The sequence below is a fragment of the Streptomyces sp. NPDC050619 genome, from assembly GCF_040654815.1.
GTDB lineage: Bacteria > Actinomycetota > Actinomycetes > Streptomycetales > Streptomycetaceae > Streptomyces.
This window is the reverse complement of the sequence record NZ_JBFAIR010000039.1, coordinates 22,142-35,938: the sequence shown is the minus strand read 5'-3', so window position 1 is coordinate 35,938 and position 13,797 is coordinate 22,142. Positions and strand designations below refer to the sequence as shown.

General features: G+C 70.7%; 12 protein-coding genes. 4 read left to right on the top strand and 8 right to left on the bottom strand.

Features of this window, described 5'->3' with window-relative positions:
* Positions 1 to 52 precede the first annotated feature (52 nt).
* Together AB0I77_RS42805 and AB0I77_RS42800 are read right to left on the bottom strand one after the other, a co-directional pair.
* Positions 53 to 1,339: a streptophobe family protein gene (locus AB0I77_RS42805; RefSeq protein WP_363288278.1), complete on the bottom strand. Its 1,287-nt coding sequence runs from the start codon at positions 1,337 to 1,339 to the stop codon at positions 53 to 55.
* A gap of 269 nt (positions 1,340 to 1,608) precedes the next feature.
* Positions 1,609 to 2,964, bottom strand: coding sequence for a lysine N(6)-hydroxylase/L-ornithine N(5)-oxygenase family protein (locus AB0I77_RS42800; RefSeq protein ID WP_363288277.1), 1,356 nt, complete (start codon positions 2,962 to 2,964; stop codon positions 1,609 to 1,611).
* Positions 2,965 to 3,213: 249 nt separating this feature from the next.
* Between AB0I77_RS42800 and AB0I77_RS42795 the strand changes: the two genes are divergently transcribed.
* Entirely contained in the window at positions 3,214 to 4,161 is a 948-nt protein-coding gene (locus AB0I77_RS42795) for a methionyl-tRNA formyltransferase (RefSeq protein WP_363288276.1), read from the top strand.
* Positions 4,162 to 4,183: 22 nt separating this feature from the next.
* Here AB0I77_RS42795 and AB0I77_RS42790 read toward each other — a convergent pair whose 3' ends face one another.
* From AB0I77_RS42790 to AB0I77_RS42780, 3 genes are read right to left on the bottom strand one after another with little or no spacing between them, the layout of a single operon-like run.
* The gene (locus tag AB0I77_RS42790; RefSeq protein ID WP_363288275.1) at positions 4,184 to 5,014 is read right to left on the bottom strand and encodes a methyltransferase domain-containing protein; all 831 of its coding nucleotides are present in this window, start codon (positions 5,012 to 5,014) and stop codon (positions 4,184 to 4,186) included.
* 53 nt (positions 5,015 to 5,067) lie between these two features.
* Positions 5,068 to 5,757: a response regulator transcription factor gene (locus AB0I77_RS42785; protein WP_363288274.1), complete on the bottom strand. Its 690-nt coding sequence runs from the start codon at positions 5,755 to 5,757 to the stop codon at positions 5,068 to 5,070.
* Positions 5,754 to 6,866, bottom strand: coding sequence for a sensor histidine kinase (locus AB0I77_RS42780; RefSeq protein ID WP_363288273.1), 1,113 nt, complete (start codon positions 6,864 to 6,866; stop codon positions 5,754 to 5,756). The genes AB0I77_RS42785 and AB0I77_RS42780 overlap by 4 nt, the downstream gene beginning before the upstream one ends.
* Before the next feature lie 166 nt (positions 6,867 to 7,032).
* On the opposite strand from AB0I77_RS42780, the gene AB0I77_RS42775 reads away from it, so the two are divergent.
* The 3 genes from AB0I77_RS42775 to AB0I77_RS42765 all read left to right on the top strand — a co-directional run bounded on the left by AB0I77_RS42775 (position 7,033) and on the right by AB0I77_RS42765 (position 9,659).
* Entirely contained in the window at positions 7,033 to 8,037 is a 1,005-nt protein-coding gene (locus AB0I77_RS42775) for a carboxymuconolactone decarboxylase family protein (protein ID WP_363288272.1), read from the top strand.
* A complete protein-coding gene (locus AB0I77_RS42770; RefSeq protein WP_363288271.1) occupies positions 8,034 to 8,873 on the top strand; it encodes a class I SAM-dependent methyltransferase in 840 nt (279 codons plus the stop codon). The genes AB0I77_RS42775 and AB0I77_RS42770 overlap by 4 nt, the downstream gene beginning before the upstream one ends.
* A gap of 111 nt (positions 8,874 to 8,984) precedes the next feature.
* Entirely contained in the window at positions 8,985 to 9,659 is a 675-nt protein-coding gene (locus AB0I77_RS42765; protein ID WP_363288270.1) for a hypothetical protein, read from the top strand.
* Between the two features lie 39 nt (positions 9,660 to 9,698).
* Here the strand turns inward: AB0I77_RS42765 and AB0I77_RS42760 are convergent, their stop codons facing one another.
* The 3 genes from AB0I77_RS42760 to hydA all read right to left on the bottom strand — a co-directional run bounded on the left by AB0I77_RS42760 (position 9,699) and on the right by hydA (position 13,780).
* The gene (locus AB0I77_RS42760; RefSeq protein ID WP_363288269.1) at positions 9,699 to 11,225 is read right to left on the bottom strand and encodes an NCS1 family nucleobase:cation symporter-1; all 1,527 of its coding nucleotides are present in this window, start codon (positions 11,223 to 11,225) and stop codon (positions 9,699 to 9,701) included.
* A gap of 120 nt (positions 11,226 to 11,345) precedes the next feature.
* Positions 11,346 to 12,365 (bottom strand): TIGR03842 family LLM class F420-dependent oxidoreductase, encoded by a 1,020-nt coding sequence (locus AB0I77_RS42755; RefSeq protein WP_363288268.1) that lies wholly within the window; start codon positions 12,363 to 12,365, stop codon positions 11,346 to 11,348.
* Positions 12,366 to 12,376: 11 nt separating this feature from the next.
* On the bottom strand, positions 12,377 to 13,780 hold the full coding sequence (gene hydA / locus AB0I77_RS42750) for a dihydropyrimidinase (protein ID WP_363288267.1): 1,404 nt from the start codon (positions 13,778 to 13,780) through the stop codon (positions 12,377 to 12,379).
* Positions 13,781 to 13,797 lie beyond the last annotated feature (17 nt).

Below are 13,797 nucleotides of genomic sequence, written 5' to 3'. Positions count from 1 at the left end.
GTGCTGCCCTTTCCTCGACTCAACGCACACTCCCATGCCTTGCGTCATCCTCTCAAGATCCTCTCCCGCCTTTCCTGATCGCGCCCCGCCGCCGTACCGGTCCCGCCAGCAGTCCGCCGAGGAAACCGGTGACCAGTCCCCAGAGCGCGGCGAGGCCGACCGCCGTCCACGGTTCGGGCCTCAGGAACAGCTCTCCCGACAGGTCGCCGCCCAGGTCGCCGATGCCGAGCAGGGACAGGCCGTAGTGCGCGGAGATCCGGCCGACGAGGCAGATCGTGAGCACCGTCAGCGCGAGGGCGGCCATCAGGTGCACGGCGTGCTGCCAGGGGCGTGTCCGGGCCGGTGAGAGTGCCGCCATGACGACGGCGGCGGCCAGCAGCAGCACCGCGTCCACGACCACGAGCCACCACACCCTGCCGTCGTGGTCGGCGATCGAGGCCAGGTTGAGCGCCGCGACGTCCCGGCCGCGCAGCACCTCGTCGAGCACATGGGGCATGGGCAGTGCGAACGGCCCTTCCACGCGGCCGTTCCAGGTGGCGCCGAGGCCGATCGTGAGCGTGAGCCAGACCAGGTTCGGCATGCCGAGCAGGATCAACGCGAACGTCTGCGCCGCCTGGCCGCGCGTCGCCGCGACGACGAGGGCGATGACGATCCCGAGGACGACGCAGGCGAGCAACAGCACGACCATCGCGTAGGCCGCCGGCCGCACCGCCTCCTGGAAGCGCGCCGGCTTGCCCGGCAGCGGGGACGCGCGCGAGACCAGCAGGGCCAGCACCAGAACGCCGGCCAGCCACAGCAGACCCAAGGCGAGGGTCAGCGGCACGTCCGTCGTGAAGCCCACCGTCGGCGACACACCGAACAGGTCCCCGATGTCACCGAGCGTGCCCTCCCCCAGGGAGACCGCGAAGGTCTGGCGGGCCGCGAGGGCCAGGCCGAGCAGCCCGAGCAGCCACAGCACGGCGATCCGGGCGGCCCAGCCGGCCAGTTCCGCGGCACCGGCGACCGCCCGGTGCCGCAGCGGACGCAGGAAGCGCGCGGCGAGCACCAGGGCCCCCACGAGGGTGACCGAAAGCGGGATCACGGTGAGCCCCGCCCGGGAGTCGGCCAGTGCTCCGGCGTTCCCCGACAGCTCGATCGTGCCGCCGACCGCCGTGACGACGGTCGCCGCGACCACCCGGGGGAACGCGTTGTCCGGAAGGTCCGCCGCACCGGCCGCCCACAGCCCCAGCGCGGCGACCACCACCATCGCGAGCAGCGCGCCCAACACCGTGGCCGCGGCCTGCACCCAGCCGTGACGGGCGACGGCCACTGCCTGGCCGGAGGGGGTTCGGACACTCACGTTGCCACGCTAGGGCCTGTCCGGCGGATCATGCCGCAGACGCGGGGTCTGGCACGCCCATCTGCCGCGTTGTCGTCACTCGCCGACTCCCCCACTCTCGGCTTCGCTCGAGCGGGGGGACCCCCATCGCGTCGACTCCCTCCTCCGCCTTGCAGCTGGACGCTCCCCCACGCTCGAACAACCTCGCGCGGGGGCACCCCCATCGCCCCCGCTCACCGGCGCTGATGAGGCGCCGCCGATTTCCTGCGACCTGCTCCGCCGGACAGCCCCTAGCGGGCGGTGCTGCCGATTCCGTCGGCGACCGGCCGGGCCTCGTCGGAAGCGGATTTGACGCCCCGGTCGAGGAGCGAGTCCAGGATCTCGCCGACCCTCATCGCGGTGTTGGACAGCAGAGCCGACGTGATGCCGTGCGTGTGCTCCGTGCCGCCCTGCATGTAGATGCCGCAACGCAGGTCGGGGTCGGTCGCGATGCGGTAGTCGCGCTCGACGCGGACGCGGCCCTCGTCATCGCGCAGGCACTGCTCCGCGACCTCGCCGAGGAGGCCGAGAGGGTCGGCGGGGCTGTAGCCGGTGGCGAAGACCACGACGTCCGCGTCCAAGGGCGTCTCCTCGCCGGTGACCAAGGACTTCACGGTGGCGCGGACCTGGGCCCGCGTCTCCTCGACGGCGGTGAGCCGGGACACGTTGAGGAAGCGCAGCCGCTCGGTGCCGAGGACCTTCTCCCGGTACATCTGCCCGTACAGGTCGTCGATCAGGTCGATGTCCACCACGGAGTAGTTGGTGTTGCCGTGGTAGTCCATCAGCCGGCGCTTGACGTCCTCGGGCGCGGCGAAGTACTCGTCGACCGCCGAGGGGTCGAAGATCCGGTTGGCGAAGCTGCTGTCGTCGGCGGGGCTGTAGCCGTAGCGGGAGAAGACCGCGCAGACCTCGGCCTCAGGGAAGCGGCGGTGCAGGTAGGCGACGTTCTCGGCGGCGCTCTGGCCGGCGCCCACGACGATGAACCGAGAGGGCGAGGCGCCCTCCAACTCGTCGACCTTCGTCAGCAGTTCGGAGTTGTGCCAGACGCGGTCGCCGCGCTCCACACCCTGAGGCATGAGGGGACGCAACCCGGTGCCGATGACGAGGTTGCGGGCCCGGTGCACCGCGAGGCCCTCCCCCGACCGGACCGTGACATCCAGGTACTCCACGGCTCCGTCACGGACGACGGGCGCGACGCCCACGACCTCGTGGCCGTAGGAGACCATGTCGTCGACCTGGGCGGCGGCCCACTCGAAGTAGTCGTGGAACTCCACCCGCAGCGGGAAGAGGTTCTTGTGGTTGATGAAGTCGATCAGCCGTCCCTTGCTCTTCAGGTAGCAGAGGAAGCTGAACTCGCTGGCCGGGTTCCGGAGCGTCACCAGGTCCTTGAGGAAGGACACCTGCATGGTCGCGTCGTCGATCAGCATGCCGCGGTGCCAGCCGAAGCGCGGCTGCTGCTCGAAGAATCGAGCGGTGATCGCCTCCTGCCCGTCGACGCGTGCGTTGTGCTCGCTTACTGCGATGGCCATGGCCACATTAGACGGTCCGAAGCCGATGCCAATGAGGTCGTGGACCGGTGTTGCGTCATCAGGAAGAACCTGCGACATGTCACTCCCATCGTGCGGGGCAGTCGCCTGCCAGGCGTGGGGAAAGCACGAAAGTGGGCACGCCGACGGAGCGACCTGCCAAGAACTTAGGTGAGCCTAAGCTAAACTAGCGAAGGTGTCGATAGGGCGGAACGGACAACCGGGCGTCCACGGCACCCGCCAACTGAGCAAGTCTGCACACCCGTTGAAACATAAGGTAAGGCTTGCTTTACTTGCCCCTGATCAATCCCTGCTCTGAGGAGGAACCCCATGCGGGTCGCCATGCTCGGTTACCAGACCTGGGGGCATCGCACCCTGCAAGCCCTCCTGGACTCCGAACACGACGTGGTACTGGTCGTGACGCACCCCAAGAGCGAGCACGCGTACGAGAAGATCTGGAGCGACTCCGTCGCCGACCTCGCCGAAGAGCACGGCGTGCCGGTGCTGATCCGCAACCGCCCCGACGACGACGAGCTGTTCGAGCGCCTCAAGGAGGCCGACCCGGACATCATCGTGGCGAACAACTGGCGGACCTGGATCCCTCCGCGCATCTTCGACCTGCCGCGCCACGGCACGCTGAACGTGCACGACTCGCTGCTGCCGAAGTACGCCGGCTTCTCCCCGCTGATCTGGGCCCTGATCAACGGCGAGCCCGAAGTGGGCGTCACCGCGCACATGATGAACGACGAGCTCGACGCCGGCGACATCGTCCGGCAGGAGGCGGTTCCGGTCGGGCCGACGGACACCGCCACCGACCTCTTCCACAAGACCGTGGACCTCATCGCCCCCGTCACCATCGGCGCACTCGACCTCATCGCCGCAGGTCAAACGGAGTTCACCAAGCAGGACCGGTCCCAGGCCAGCTTCTTCCACAAGCGGTCCATCGAGGACAGCCGCATCGACTGGACCTGGCCGGCGCAGGACCTCGAACGCCTGGTCCGCGCCCAGTCCGAGCCGTACCCCAGCACTTACACCTTCCACAAGGGCAAGCGGCTCGAGGTCCTCGCCGCCGTGGTGTCCCAGGGCCACTACGGCGGTACGCCCGGCCGGATCTTCTATCGCGAGGGCGACGGCGTGGTGATCGTCGCCGGCGCCGACGCCCGCACGGGCCGCAACAAGGGCCTGGCCATCACGCGCGTACGGACCGAGGACGGCCGGGAGTTGGCCGCGACGGAGTACTTCACCTCCATGGGCGGCTACCTGACCAGCCAGCGCTGACGCGCCGGCCCCACCGCGGCTCCTACGGAAGCCTCCTGCCCACGGTGAGCAGATGCCCGCTGGCCCCCAGCAGCGTCGGCTCGGACTCGGTGCGCCGGGTCGCCGCCAGGACGGCCTCGCGGTGTTCGGGATCGTCCAGCCAGTCCTCGACGCCGCCCATCAGCCAGGCGACGCCCTCGACGCCGTACTGGCCCTCGACGGTGAGCCCGGCGTCGGCGAGTTCCGCGGGCGGCTCGTCGGGCCTGGCGAAGTAGGCGACGGTGAACAGGCCGTCCTCGGGGTCGTAGCGGTGTCGGCCGTCCACGGCGACGGCATCGGCGCGTTCGCGGTACAGCGGGGTGAAGTAGCGCTCCTCACGCAGCAGGTCGTGCAGCTGCGCGAACCGGTTGATGGTGGCCGCCACCACCAGCCCGCCGGGCCGGACCACGCGGTGCGCCTCTGCCAACGCCCTTACCCGGTCGGGGCGTTCGGGCAGGTGGTACAGCGGTCCGAGGAGCAGGACCACGTCGTACGAAGCGTCGGCGGCGGGCAGTGCGCGGGCGTCCCCGGGGCGGGCGGTGACGCCGGGCAGCCGGGCGGCCTGCTCCAGGTGGAGCGGCACCGGGTCGACGAGGTCCACCTCGTACCCGTCCCGCGCGAGCCACTGAGCGTGCACCCCGCTGCCGCCGCCGACGTCGAGGACCCGGGCGGGGGCGTCGGGCAGGAGGCGCCGAAGGACGTCCTGGGTGCGCCAGAACTCCAGTCGTCCGGTGCCCTGCCGCAGCCGGGCGTCCTCCTTGCCCTCGGCGTAGTAGGCCAGGATCTCCGCACGGACGGCGGGCTGTTGCTCGGGGGTTTTCGTCTCGTTCGTCATCACCTCAGGTTGCTGATCGCGGCCCTCGGCTCGCAACGCAATATGTTCCGCGGTCAGCTGCCGCGTGCCGTCACCAGCCCCGACTCGTACGCGAACACCACCAACTGCGCCCTGTCCCGCGCCCCCAGCTTGGTCATCGCGCGGCTGATGTGCGTCTTGGCGGTGAACGGGCTGATGACCATGTGGCCGGCGATCTCCTCATTGCTGAGGCCGCGGGCCGCCAGCGCGGTGACCTCGCGTTCGCGGCGGGTGAGGCATTCCAGGCCGGGGGCGGTGGCCCGGTCCGGCGGCCGGGAGACGAACTCGCCGATCAGGGTGCGGGTGATCGACGGGGACAGCAGGGCCTCGCCGCCCGCCACCACCTCGATGGCCTGGAGCAGGTCGGCGGGTTCGGTGTCCTTCAGCAGGAAGCCGCTCGCGCCCGCCCGCAGTGCGTCGAACACGTACTCGTCGAGGCCGTAGTTCGTGAGGATCACGACGCGCACGCCGGACAGCGCCGGGTCGGCGGCGATGTGCCGGGTCGCCTCGATGCCCGTCATCACCGGCATCTGTACGTCGATCAGCGCGATGTCGGGCAGGCCGGCGCGCACCAGCGCCAGGCCCTGCTCCCCGTCCGCGGCCTCGCCGACCACCTCGATGCCGTCCTCGGCGTCGAGGAGGGCGCGGAAACCGGCGCGCATCAGCGCCTGGTCATCGACGAGCGCGACACGGATCACCTGCTGGTTCGCGGTCGCGTCCGTCATCCCGCCTCCCCCACCGGCAGCCGTGCTCGCACCGAGAAGCCGCCCTCCGCGCGCGGGGCGGTGTGCAGCGTGCCGCCGAGCGCCGTGACGCGTTCACGCATGCCGGTGAGGCCGATGCCGGGCAGCGGCGGGCGGGCCGGGTCGGCGTGTCCGTCGTCGTCCACGCATATCGTCAACTCCTCCTCGCCGTAGTCGAGTCGGACCTGCACCTTGGCCGGTCCCGCGTGCCGGGCGGCGTTCGTGAGGGACTCCTGGACGATGCGGTACACGGCCCGGTCGACCGTCGCGGTCAGCGCCCGCTCCTTCCCGCTCACCGTCAGCTCGACCGCGAGGCCCGCCGTCCGCGCGCGCTCCACGAGCACCGCGGGCGAGCCGGTCGCCTCGTCCGTGCGCAGCACCTCCAGCGTGGCGCGCAGTTCGCGCATCGCCTCGCCGCCCGCCTCCTGGATGGCGAGCAGCGCGGGCGGCACCTCCTCGCCGCGCTTGCGGGCCAGGTGCACCGCCACGCCCGCCTGGAGCTTGACGATCGAGATGCTGTGGGTGAGCGAGTCGTGCAACTCGCGGGCTATCCGCAGGCGTTCCTCGCCCGCCCGGCGCAGCGCCGCCTCCTCGCGGGTGCGTTCGGCCTCCAGGGCGCGCTGTTCGGTCTGGCGCAGATACGCCTGCCAGTTGCGGTCGGCGAGCCCCGTCACCAGCGCGCACAGGAACCAGCCCGCGAGCAGCGTGGCCTTCTCGACCACCTCCTGGGTCGTCGCTCCCGTCACCAGGTACGCCGCCAGGAACACCCCGCTCGCCGCGGCCCCCCACGCCCGGTGCCCCGCACGGGACGCCGTGTGCACGGCGCCGAGGAGCGGGAGCGCGGCGAGCGACCCCGGGTGGGCGTGCAGGACGTAGGCCGTGCAGGTCGCGGTGGCCGCCGCCAGCACCGCCCGCGGAGCGGCGCGGTAGAACGCCAGGGCGGCCGAACCCAGCACGACGAGCGCGTAGTCGACGGCCGTCGCATCGCCGTCGAAAGCGGCCGTGGTCACGACGAAGGCGCCGATCACGACCGCGAGGGCCGCGTCGGCGAGACGCCTGCGTGCGACCGGGCCGGCCACGTGTCCGCTCATGCCCGCACAGTAGACCGCCGCACCGACACCGGCGTCAGACCTGTGGACAACTCCCGGACTACTCCCGGCGCAGTAGTGAGCGGGTCCGCCCCGCCCGTCCGGCGCAGCGCCGACTGCCTTCGGCCGTACGACGACCGCGGGCACCCCCGAGGCGCAGGCTGCTGCCATGTCCAAAGCCTTCCGCCACACCGAACCCCTGCCGCCCAAGGCCGCCACCGGCCGCGCCGCCGAGGTCTACGAGCAGATCGCCCGCGACTTCGGCATCGCCGAACCGCCCACCTTCGTGGTCCTGTCCTCGGCGCCCGAACTCCTCGCCCCTGTCTGGGCGTTGATGCGCGAGTCGCTCATCGCCGGCCCCGGCAGCCGCACCGGCAAGGAGCTGGCGGCGTACGGGGTGTCACGCGCCAACCAGTGCCCGTTCTGCGTGGACGCGCACACCGTGCTGCTGCACGCCACGGGCGACCACGCCCTCGCCGAGCGCCTGGCCCGCGGGGAGCGACCGGAGAACGAGGACCATGCGCGCGTGCTCGACTGGGGAGAGCACACGCGCGTGCCGGGCGGTGTCTGCCTGGAGCCGTATCCGTTCCCGCGCGAGCACACCGCCGGCTACCTGGGCACCGCTCTCTCCTTCCACTTCATCAACCGGATGGTGTCGGCCCTGCTGACGGAGAAGCTGCTGCCGTGCAATGCCCAGCGGTTCCGGGCGGTACGGAGCGTGGCGGGCCGCACCCTCGCCCCGGCGGTACGCCGCGAGGTCCGCCCCGGCGCCTCCCTCCCCCTCCTCGACGACCCCGGCCCGGGACCGGCCTGGGCCGCCGGAACTGCTGTCGGTCCCGCGTACGCCGCCCTGCGCACGGCGGCCACAGCGGGCGCGGGCCTCCTCGACGCCGACGACCAGGCCCTCGTACGGCAGACCCTGCGGGACTGGGACGGAGCGCATCCGCCGCTCGCCCTGGGCGGGTTCCCGGACCGCCGGGAGCGTCCCGGGGCGCGTCTGGCGCTGCTGGCCGCCCTCGCGCCGTACCGGATCACCGGCGAGGACGTGGCGGCCTGGCGGCGGCCGGAGCACACCGACCACTGCCTGGTGCACCTCGTCGCGTACGGCGCCTTCGCCGCCGTGGACCGCATCGAAGGCTCACTCGCCGCTCGTATCTCCCAGGAGGCGTCATGACGACGATCGCCAACTCCCGGCAGGCGCAGGCCTGGAACGGCGCCGTCGGCACCCACTGGGCCGATCACCAGGCGCGTTACGACGCGATGCTGGCGGCGGTGAACGAGCCGCTGTTCGACGGCGCCGCCCTCACGGCCGGCGACCGCGTGCTGGACGTCGGCTGCGGCGCGGGCGCCACCACGCGGCTCGCGGCCCGGCGCGCGTACCCCGGGCAGGTCGTCGGCGTCGACATCTCGGCACCGCTGCTGGAGCGCGCGCAGGCGAGCAGCGAGGACGAGGGCATCACGAACGTCGCGTACGAACTCGCCGACGCGCAGGTGCATCCGTTCCCGCCGGCCGCCCACGACGTCGTCATCAGCCGGGGCGGCGTGATGTTCTTCGCCGACCACACGGCCGCCTTCCGCAATCTCGCGCGGGCCCTGCGACCGGGCGGGCGCCTCGCGTTCGTCTGTCCGCAGCCGCCCGGGCCGCACTCGGAGGAGGGACGGGCACTCGGCCTGTTCGCCCGGCCGGCCGACGAGCCGGACGCGGAGACGACCGCCGCGCACACCGCCATGGCCTCGCTCTCCGACCCGGCCCGCATCCGCGACGTCCTGGACGGATTCGAGCAGGTGACCGTGGCTCCCGTCACCGTCAGGACCACCTGGGGCCGCGACGTCCCGGACGCCGTCGACTTCCTGCTGTCACGCGCGCCCGGCCGCACGGTGTCCGCCGAACAGCGCGCGGCCCTGGAGGATGCCCTGCGCCCCTACGAGACGGAGGACGGCGTCCGGATGCGGGCCGGGGTGTGGCTGGTGACCGCCGTACGGCCGTGCGGGCCCGGTCAGCCGCAGTGACCGCACATGCACGGAGCGAGTTGGCACTTCCGCCCCACCGGGACTCGTGTGAAACTGGCGTCCCGTCCGCCGTGCGGGCCCCCTCCGCACCGTCCCCCACGAAAAGGCGCCGTGCGTTCCAGTTCTCTTCCCTTGCCGCTCGCCCTCACCGCGCGGCTGTCTCCCGTCGTCGTGCTCGCCGTGGCGGGCTGGTCGCTGTCGTCCGGTCCGTTCGCCACGGCACCGGCCGCTGAGCACAAGGAGGAGCAGAAGACCGGGACCGAGTCCGCCTCGGCCCCGTCGTCATCGGTCGCGTCCAAGACGTACTCCGCCGCGCCCTCGCCGTGCGGCAGTCTGGCCAAGAAGACGATCACCTCGCTCGTGCCGGGCGCGAAGACGGCCGGCAAGGAGATCCCCTCGACGGACTCGAAGCTGCGCCGCACCTGCTCCTGGAACGCGCTCAAGGGGTACGACTACCGCTGGCTCGACGTCTCCTTCGAGGTCGCGGACTCCGACGAGAAGGCGCGGGAGTCCTACAAGGACAACCTCACGGAGAAGAGCGGCGGCGGGGACGTACCCGGTCTCGGCGACTCGGCGTACTCCGTCGTGAACCTCACCACCGAGGACAAGCAGCAGACGCGCGAGGGCGTCGTGGTGGTCCGCGCGTCCAACGCGCTGGTGGTCATCACGTACAACGGCAGCGACTTCGAGTCGAAGAAGGCGCCCAGTACGGACGAGATCAACAAGGGCGCCATCAAGGCCGCCAGGGAAGCGGTCGCCGCGCTGGAGGACGGCCAGAAGAGCTGACCGTCCTCCCACGACAGCCGACGACAGACAGCCGGCGGCTCAGGCCTCCAGGCGGTCCCTTCCGCGCGCCAGCATCAGCACCACGTACAGCACCATCGAGGTGCCCAGGCCCACGGCCCAGCCGTAGTCGGCCAGCGACTCCAGTGCCGGGATGGGCCGCCCGTCGATCAGCGGCTTGAAGCTGGCACCGCCGATGGCGAGGACACCGCCGACCACGAAGGCGACGACGGCCCGCCAGTTCCAGCCGCCGGAGTACCAGTAGCGCCCGCCCGTGCGGTACAGGTCGGTCAGGTCGAGCTTGCCGCGGCGCAGGATCCAGTAGTCGGCGATGAGGATGCCGGCGACCGTGCCGAGCAGTCCGCCGACCAGGCCGAGCCAGGTGAAGATGTAGCCCTGCGGGTCGGAGTACAGCTTCCACGGGAAGATCAGCACGGCGAGCACGCTGGTGACGAGCGCACCGGCCCGGAAGCTGATCTTCCGGGGCGCGATGTTGGAGAAGTCGAAGGCCGGCGAGACCAGATTCGCCGCGATGTTCACGGACAGGGTCGCCACCAGCACGGTGACCAGCGCGTACAGCAGGCCCACGGTGTTGTCCGTCTTGGCGGCGAGCTGTACCGGGTCCCAGATCGCCTCGCCGTACACCGCCTGCGAACCGGAGGTGACCATCACCGACAGCAGCGCGAAGAGCGTCATGGTGGTGGGCAGGCCGAGGGCCTGGCCCCATGTCTGGGCCTTCTGGCTCTTGCCGTACCGGGTGAAGTCCGGGATGTTCAATGACAAAGTGGACCAAAAACCTATCATTCCCATGAGGGACGGCCAGAACAGCTTCCAGAAGTCGGCGCCCCAGCCCAGCTTGGAGGGCTGATCGAACAGCGGGCCGAAGCCGCCGGCCTTCTCGCTCATCCACCACAGCATCACGAAGGCGCCGACGAGCACGAAGGGCGCCGCCCAGTTCTCGAAGCGGCGGATCGTCTCCATGCCCCGGTAGATGATCGCGACCTGGATCGCCCAGAAGATCGCGAACGACAGCCACATGGTCCAGGCGTAGCCGCCGATCTCGCCGACGTCGGTCCAGCCGTTGCCGATGAGCTTCCCGGCGAGGAAGTAGATCGCCTCGCCGCCGATCCAGGTCTGGATGCCGAACCAGCCGCAGGCCACCAACGCCCGTACGACGGCGGGCAGGTTGGCGCCGCGGATGCCGAAGGAGGCGCGGGCGAAGACCGGGAAGGGGATGCCGTACTTCGGTCCCGCGTGCCCGGTGAGCAGCATCGGGACCAGCACGATCACATTGGCCAGGGCGATGGTGAGCACCGCCTGCTTCCAGTCCATGCCGACGGCGATCAGACCGGAGGCCAGGGTCCAGGAGGCCGTGTTGTGGGCCATGCCGACCCACAGGGCGGAGAAGTTGTACGTGGTCCAGGTGCGCTTCTCCACCGGGACCGGCAGCAGGTCCTCGTTGGCGTAGCGGCCGCTCGGGGCGGGGCTGCCCGGGGCGAGCTCCACCCGGCCGTCGGCGAGGGTGACTTGAGGGGACGGCGGTATGGCCGTGGGAGCGGTGTCGGTCATGGGCAGGCCAATCAAACGAGGGGCGGATCCGGAAAGGCCGTGCGGGCTCCGGCTCCCTCCCCGGGGGACGGGGAGGGGAGAACAGGAGTGGGGGGATGGGGAGGTGAGCGGAGTTACGGGTCAGGCGTTGACGGCCGGGATCACCTTCGTGCCGTAGGCGTCGATGGTGGCTTCCTGCGCGTCGTGCATGTCGTAGACGGCGAACTGGTCGACGCCCAGCTCACGCAGCGCGTTCAGCTTCTCGATGTGCTTCTCGACCGGCCCGATCAGGCAGAACCGGTCGACGATCTCGTCCGGCACGAACTGGGTGTCGGGGTTGCCGCTGCGCCCGTGGTGGGAGTAGTCGTAGCCCTCGCGCGCCTTGATGTAGTCGGTGAGGTCGTCGGGTACGGCGGCGGAGTGCTCACCGTACTTGGACACCAGGTCGGCCACGTGGTTGCCCACCATCCCGCCGAACCAGCGGCACTGCTCGCGCGCGTGGGCGAGCGCCTCGGGCGAGTCGTCCTCGGTGACGTAGGCCGGGGCGGCGACGCAGATCTTCACCTCGGAGGGGTCACGACCGGCGGCCACCGCCGCGTCCTTCACGGCCTTGACCATGTACTCGGTCAGGTAGAGGTCGGCGAGCTGGAGGATGAACCCGTCGGCCTCCTCGCCGGTCATCTTCAGGGCCTTGGGTCCGTACGCCGCCATCCATACGGGGAGTTCGGCGCCCGGCTTGATCCACGGGAACCTGATCACCGTACCGCCGAGGTCGGCCTCGTCACCGCGGCCCAGCGCCCGGATGACCTTCATGGCCTCGCTGATGCGGGCCAGCGTGTTGGGCTTGCGGCCCGCGACCCGCATCGCGGAGTCGCCGCGGCCGATGCCGCAGACGGTGCGGTTGCCGAACATGTCGTTGAGCGTGGCGAAGGTGGAGGCGGTGACCTCCCAGGTGCGGGTGCCCGGGTTGGTGACCATCGGGCCGACCTTCAGCTTGGTCGTGTTCGACAGGATCTGGCTGTAGATCACGAACGGCTCCTGCCACAGCACGGCGGAGTCGAAGGTCCAGCCGTAGGTGAAGCCGTTGCGCTCGGCCCGCTTCATCAGGCTGATGACCTTCGAAGCCGGCGGGTCGGTCTGCAGGACGAGTCCGAAGTCCATGGGCGCCACTCCTAGTTGAGGTACTGACAGGTGGAGCGGGGGATGTACGCGCCGTGTCCGGCGTGCCCGGTGTACTCCCGCTCGGTGATGACGAGTTCGCCGCGCGAGAGGACGGTCTCGACACGGCCGGTGAGGCGCTTGCCCTCGTACGCCGAGTAGTCGACGTTCATGTGGTGCGTCTCGGCGGAGACGGTCTGTTCGGCCCGCGGGTCGTAGATGACGACGTCCGCGTCGGCGCCGGGGGCGATCGTGCCCTTCTTCGGGTACATGCCGAACATCCGGGCCGGGGTCGCGCAGGCGATCTCGATCCAGCGGCGGCGCGAGATGTGACCGTCGACGACGGCCTGGTGGAGCAGGTCCATACGGTTCTCGACGCCCGGCAGACCGTTGGGGATCTTGGAGAAGTCGCCCCGGCCGAGCTCCTTCTGGCCCACGAAGCAGAAGGGGCAGTGGTCGGTGGAGACGACCTGGAGGTCGTTGGTGCGCAGGCCCTTCCAGAGGTGGGCCTGGTGCTCCTTGGGGCGGAGCGGCGTCGAGCACACGTACTTCGAACCCTCGAAGTCCGGCTCGGCGAGGTTGTCCGTCGACAGGAACAGGTACTGCGGGCAGGTCTCGCCGAAGACGTTCAGGCCCTCGTCGCGTGCCTTTGCCAGCTCGGCGAGTGCCTCCATCGCCGAGACGTGCACGACGTACAGGGGAGCCCCGGCGACCTGCGCGAGCTTGATGGCGCGGTGGGTGGCCTCGGCCTCCAGGAGGGCCTTGCGCACCTCGCCGTGATAGCGCGGGTCGCTCTCGCCACGCGCCAGCGCCTGCTCGACCAGCACGTCGATCGCGATGCCGTTCTCGGCGTGCATCATGATCAGGCCGCCGTTCTCGGCGGAGCGCTGCATGGCGCGCAGGATCTGGCCGTCGTCGCTGTAGAAGACGCCCGGGTAGGCCATGAACTGCTTGAAAGAGGTCACGCCCTCTTCCACCAGCAGGTCCATCTCCTTGAGCGTCCTCGGGTTCACATCGGAGACGATCATGTGGAAGCCGTAGTCGATCGCGCAGTTTCCCTCGGCCTTGGCATGCCAGGCGTCCAGGCCGTGGCGCAGGGTCTGTCCGACGCTCTGCACGGCGAAGTCGACGATGGTCGTCGTGCCGCCCCAGGCGGCGGCCCGGGTGCCGGTCTCGAAGGTGTCGGAGGCGAAGGTGCCGCCGAACGGCAGCTCCATGTGGGTGTGGGCGTCGACGCCGCCCGGGATGACGTACTTCCCGGTGGCGTCTATGGTCCGCTCGGCCGTCCAGGCCTCGGCGGCCGGGGTGCCGGACGAGGCGAGGGCGGCGATGCGGCCGTCCTCGATCAGGACGTCGGCGTGGATCTCGTCGGACGCGGTGACGACGAGGCCACCACGGATGACAGTACGGCTGCTCATACTCCCTCTCCTACCGT